The sequence below is a fragment of the Micrococcus sp. HMSC31B01 genome, from assembly GCF_001816085.1.
Classification (GTDB): Bacteria; Actinomycetota; Actinomycetes; order Actinomycetales; family Micrococcaceae; genus Micrococcus; species Micrococcus luteus.
Genome location: NZ_KV825150.1, coordinates 1 through 5,322, shown reverse-complemented (window position 1 = coordinate 5,322; position 5,322 = coordinate 1). Strand labels below are relative to the sequence as shown.

Genomic DNA, 5,322 nt, shown 5'->3' with positions numbered 1-5,322 from the left:
GTGCACGTCGTGGTCACGGTGCGCGCCGGCCACGTGGTGGTCGCGGCGCACGGGCTCGGCGTGCACCTCACGCTTGCGGCGACCGGCCAGGCCCGCCAGGCCCAGCAGGCCGGCCAGGCCCCACAGGCCCCAGTTGCCGTTGTCGTCCTTCTCCTCCTCCTGGGGGGCGGGCGACTCGGAGGCCGGTGCCGTGGTGGCGGTCTCGGTGGCCGGGGCCGTGGTCTGCGCGACGGCGGCGGGGGCACCGAGGCCGGTGACGACGGCGGCGCCGAGGGTCAGGGCGGTGGCGGTGCGGCGGATGTCAGTCATGATCGTGCTCCTCTCACCGGCGGCCTGCGCCGACCGGCGTCGGGGTGGATCGGCCGGAAGTCCCGGACGACCCTTCCGGTCATACACAGGCACCGTACGCACAGGGGGGTGGGGATACGTCAACGGTTGCCGTCCCGGGGTCAGGGCCGGCCGGCCCGGGCGGAGCCGCAGCAGGAGCCCGCAGCCCCCGGCCCGGCGCGCCCCGGGGTGCAGGGCACGACGACGTCGAAACGCGTCCACCCGCCCTCGGACGCCACGGTCACGTCCCCGCCATGGCTGCGCGCGATCGAGCGCACGATGGCCAGACCCAGACCCGTGGACGGCTCCGTGCCCGAGGCGCTCGTCCGGCCCTTCCCGGGGCCGCGGACGAAGCGGTGGAAGAGGGTGGCGTGTCGGTCGGCCGGGATGCCGCCGCCGTCGTCGTGGACGCTGACGAGCATGAGGCCGGGCCGGGGCCGGTCCTCCCGCACGGAGGCCGTGACGGTGGTCCCGACGGGGGTGTGCTTGGCCGCGTTGGAGAGCAGGTTGCCGACCACGCGGGCCAGCTGCGACCGGTCGCCGGTGACGGACCGCTGGGTGCCCGGCTCCGCCCCCTCGGGCAGGTCCACCACCCATGTGTGGTCCGGCCACGCCGCGCGGGCGTCCATCACGCCCTCGAGGACCACCTCGGACAGGTCCACCTGTTCGGCCAGCGCCACCTCCCCGGAGGGCTTCAGGCCCATGGCCCGGCCGCGCGAGACGGACTCGAGCCGTTCGAGCAGGAGCATGTCGTCCACGAGGGCGGCCATCCGGTCGGCCTGGAACAGCACCCGGTCGAGCGACCGCCGGCCGGTCGCGGAGAGCTCCTCCGTCATCGCGATCATCTCGGCGTAGCCGCGCACCGAGGCGAGCGGCGTGCGCAGCTCGTGGGAGGCGTCCGCCATGAACCGGCGCATCTGCTGCTCCTGCACGCGGCGCTGCTCCAGGGCCGCCTCGACCGAGCCGGTGAACCGGTCGAGCGCCTGGGCGACGACGGCCACCTCGTCCGGCCCCTGCAGGAGCCGAGGCGGCATGCGTGAGTCCTCCGGATCGAGCCCGGCGCGGGCCATGTCCACCTGGGCGACCCGCTCGGCGACGGCGGCGACCTCGCGCAGCGGGGCCAGTCCCCGACGCAGCCACAGGGTCACCAGGATCGCGGTGGTGAGGACGGTGACGGACAGTCCGACGGCGACCGCGAGCAGCGCCTGCCGTGTGACGTCGGACATGGCGCCCGTCGGCGCCCCCACCACGAGCACCTGGTCCGCGGCCACCCAGGGGCCCGGCGCGGTCAGGGTCTGGGCCTGGACGCGATAGGAGACGTCGCCGACGACGGCGTCCAGCATCGGCCCGCCCGGCCGGTCCCGGAGGGCGTGCAGAAGGTCGTGGGCCTCCCGCGCCGTGAGCGGCACGGACTGCCCGGCGTCACCGACCCGGTGCCCGATGAGGGCGTCCTGCTGATGCTCCTCCAGACCGGAGAGCGGGACGAGCGCGACCACCGTGCCCTCGGGCTGGCCGAGGGTGCCCGGCACCCGGAGGTCCCCCTGCCCCGGGCCGCCGTCGCCCCCTCCGCCCGGCGAGGGGGCCGTCAGCTGCTCCGAGGCGCGGATCCATGCTTCGGAGGCGTCCCGGGAGGCGGATTCGGTCAGCAGGGCCTTCGTGATGCCGGCCGCGTAGAACGAGTAGGCCAGGATGGTGGCCATCAGGATCAGAAGGACGCCGGCGCCGATGCGTCGGGCCAGCGACGTGGGCCGCCTGCGGCGGGTGCTGCCGTGCCCCGACGGGACCGCGGCGGTCTCAGGCAGGCCGGATGACATACCCGGCGCCGCGGATGGTGTGGATCATGGGATCCCGGTCCGCGTCGATCTTCTTCCGCAGGTAGGAGATGTACAGCTCGACGATGTTCGCGCGGCCGCCAAAGTCGTAGCCCCAGACGTCCTGCAGGATGCGCTCCTTGGAGAGCACCGTGCGGACGTTGGCCATGAGGAACTTCAGCAGGTTGTACTGCGTGGCCGTCAGCTCGATCTCGTCGCCGCCGCGGGTCACCTCGTGGGTGCGGGTGTTCATCACCAGGTCGCCGACCACGAGCACCTCGGAGCCGCCCGAGACCACGCCGGAGCGCTGCACGAGCCGGTGCGCGCGGATGAGCACCTCCTCCATGGAGAAGGGCTTGGTCACGTAGTCGTCGCTGCCGGCGGCCAGGCCCGCCACGCGGTCCTCGGTCGCGTCCTTGGCGGTGAGGAACATGGCGGGCATCTCCGACCAGTGGGCGCGCAGGCGATCCAGGACGTCCAGGCCGTCCATGTCCGGCAGCATGACGTCCAGGATCGCCAGGTCCGGACGGCCGGCGGTGCCCAGCTCGGCGGCGGTCGCGCCGTCGTGGGCCACGATCACCTCCCAGCCGCAGAGGGTGAAGCCCATGGAGAGCAGGTCGGCGATCATCGGCTCGTCGTCCACGACGAGCACCCGCACCGGCGCGCCGTCCGGGTGCGAGAGCTCGGGCAGGACCTTCTTCAGCTCCGCCATGGATGACGGGCCGGTGGTGCTCTGGATGGGGCTCACAAGGTTCCTCTACGTTCAAGAGACGGTTCACGGTGCCCACGCGGACGTCGCGGGCTGCGGGGGACGAGCGCCTCGCGACGGAGGGGCGACGCCGTTCCGGGGAATGGCGGACGGGCGGCGACCGGAGGCCGGGGGTGCGCGGATCCCCCCTCGACGGAGCCCCATGCTACGCGGACCAGCCGGGTCGGCCCAGAGTCTTCTCGGAACGCGGACATCAGCGTGACTCGTCACAGCCCTGACGCATCCGGCGGCGCCACCGGGGCCGCCCTGTGCTGACGCCGCGCCGCGTGGCCGGCGTCAGTCGACCGGCTTCATGGCCCAGTGCGTGGCCAGGGTGCCGAACATGTGGGTCTCGTGGCCGATGTTCACGAAGCCGGCCTCGGCGAAGAGGTCCGCGACCTCGTCCGGCGTGTGGAACGCCTTCGTCGAGGAGGACAGGTACGCGTAGGCCTCGGGCCGGTCGGCGATCAGCTTCGCGAGCTGCGGCATCACCCGGTGGATGTAGAAGGAGGAGAACGGCTTGAGCACGTTGTCCGGCGCCGGCGACGTCTCGAGGGCCGCGACCCAGCCGCCGGGGCGCAGCACGCGGAACTGCTCGGCGAGAGTCGCCGGGATGTCCGCGACGTTGCGCAGCAGGTAGCCGTGGGTCACGGCGTCGAACGAGCCGGACTCGAACGGCAGGTCTGTCGCGTCCGCGACGACCCACTCGATGCGGTCCCCGCCCGCGCGGGCACGGCCGACCTCCATCATCTCGGCGGCGATGTCCGCGCCCACCACCTGTGCGTCGGGGTGCCGCTTGAGCACCTCGAACGCGAGGTCGCCGGTGCCGGTGGCCAGGTCGAGCACGCGGGCCTGCGCGGGGATGTTGGCCCGCGCCACCGTGTGGCGCACCAGGCGCGGCTCCTGACCCCATGTCATGACGGCGTTCATCAGATCGTAGCGGCCGGCGATGGCGTCGAACATCGCGGAGACCCGGTCGTGGTGGTCGGCGGCGCCGCGCTGCGCGTCGCCGCGCGGGGCGGGGAGGGGGTTCTGGCTCACCAGGCCACCGTATCCCGCCCACCTCTCCCGACGACGCCCCTCACCGGGATTGCACAGGGGAGTTAGGTTGCCCTAATCTTCCAGAGTTACCTCACGTCGGTGTTTGCTAATACCGGCCCGGCAGGGCCGACGCATCCTCCGACCGCAGACCCGACCCCCTCCGCCCGGCGCCCGCGCGTCGCGACCGTGAAAGGCCACCACCATGGCACCGCCCCCCCTGTCCCGCCGCTCCCTCCTCGCCGGCGGGGGAGTCGGGCTCACCCTCCTGCTCGCCGCGTGCTCCACCGGCCCGGCCGGAGGCTCGGCCTCGTCCTCGTCGGCCGGTGCGTCGTCGTCGGACGCCGCGGGCGGGGACGCCGCGTTCCCGCGCAGCATCGAGCACGTCTACGGCACCACCGAGATCCCGCAGCGCCCGGCCCGCGTGGCCACCGTGTCCTGGGTGAACCAGGACGTGGCCCTCGCCCTCGGGGTGGTGCCGGTGGGCGTGGCCGCCGTGGAGTTCGGCGGGAACGCGGAGAAGTCCACCGACTGGTTCGACGCGAAGCTCGCCGAGACCGAGGGCGCCCAGAAGCCCGTGCAGTGGTCCGAGGCCTCCGGCATCGACGCCGAGGCGATCGCCGCCGTGAAGCCGGACGTCATCCTCGCCGTCTACTCCGGCATCACGCAGGAGGACTACGACCGCCTCTCGAAGATCGCCCCCACCGTGGCCTACCCGAAGGACGTCCCCGCCTACGGCACCTCGTGGCAGCAGTCCACGGAGGTCATCGGCCGCGTGCTCGGCAAGGAGCAGGAGGCGGAGGAGCTCATCGCGGACCTCGAGCAGCAGATCAAGGACGCCGGCGAGAAGCACGCGGGCCTCCAGGGCGCGTCCTTCGTCTACGGCACCATCGACCCCGCCGCCGCGGACCAGATCAGCATCTACACGGACGTGGACAACCGCCCGAAGTTCCTCGAGCTGCTCGGCATGGAGCAGGCGCCGGTGGTGACGGAGAACTCCCCGGAGGACCAGGCGTTCTTCTTCACGTGGTCGCCCGAGCGCGCGGACGAGCTGGAGTCGGACGTGTTCGTCTCCTGGGCCGCCCAGGACTCGGTCCGCGAGGCCATCGAGTCCGACCCCCTGCTGGGCTCGATCCCGGCCGTGAAGGCCGGCGCCCTCGTCCTGCAGACGGACGAGCAGGAGGTCCTCTCCGTCTCCGCGATCTCCCCGCTGTCCATCCCGTTCGCGCTCGAGAAGGTCGTCCCGCCGATCGCCGAGGCCGCGAAGACCGCGCAGGGCTGATCCCTCCCCATGCCGTCCACGGCCCTGGCCTCCCCGGCCCGCGTCCGCGCGGGCGTGCTGATGGGCGCCCTGCCCGCGGCGCTGCTGCTGGCGGCGCTCGTGGCCGGCGTCGCCCT

At 73.2% G+C, this 5,322-nt stretch carries 5 protein-coding genes; 1 reads left to right on the top strand and 4 read right to left on the bottom strand.

The genetic code is table 11. The annotated features are described in order from the left end of the window. The 4 genes from HMPREF3105_RS06965 to HMPREF3105_RS06950 all read right to left on the bottom strand — a co-directional run. On the bottom strand, nucleotides 1–309 hold a 309-nt coding region (locus HMPREF3105_RS06965; protein ID WP_070709042.1), incomplete at its 3' end, for a WGxxGxxG family protein. A 140-nt stretch (nucleotides 310–449) separates the two neighbouring features. Continuing rightward, a complete protein-coding gene (locus tag HMPREF3105_RS06960; RefSeq protein WP_246830347.1) occupies nucleotides 450–2,027 on the bottom strand; it encodes a sensor histidine kinase in 1,578 nt (525 codons plus the stop codon). A gap of 94 nt (nucleotides 2,028–2,121) precedes the next feature. Then, nucleotides 2,122–2,850 carry a response regulator transcription factor gene (locus HMPREF3105_RS06955; protein ID WP_036314541.1) on the bottom strand — a complete coding sequence of 243 codons (729 nt, stop codon included), beginning with the start codon at nucleotides 2,848–2,850 and terminating at the stop codon, nucleotides 2,122–2,124. Between the two features lie 333 nt (nucleotides 2,851–3,183). Then, on the bottom strand, nucleotides 3,184–3,927 hold the full coding sequence (locus HMPREF3105_RS06950; protein WP_070709041.1) for a ubiquinone/menaquinone biosynthesis methyltransferase: 744 nt from the start codon (nucleotides 3,925–3,927) through the stop codon (nucleotides 3,184–3,186). A gap of 202 nt (nucleotides 3,928–4,129) precedes the next feature. Between HMPREF3105_RS06950 and HMPREF3105_RS06945 the strand changes: the two genes are divergently transcribed. After that, the gene (locus HMPREF3105_RS06945; RefSeq protein WP_070709040.1) at nucleotides 4,130–5,206 is read left to right on the top strand and encodes an ABC transporter substrate-binding protein; all 1,077 of its coding nucleotides are present in this window, start codon (nucleotides 4,130–4,132) and stop codon (nucleotides 5,204–5,206) included. Nucleotides 5,207–5,322: the final 116 nt, after the last annotated feature.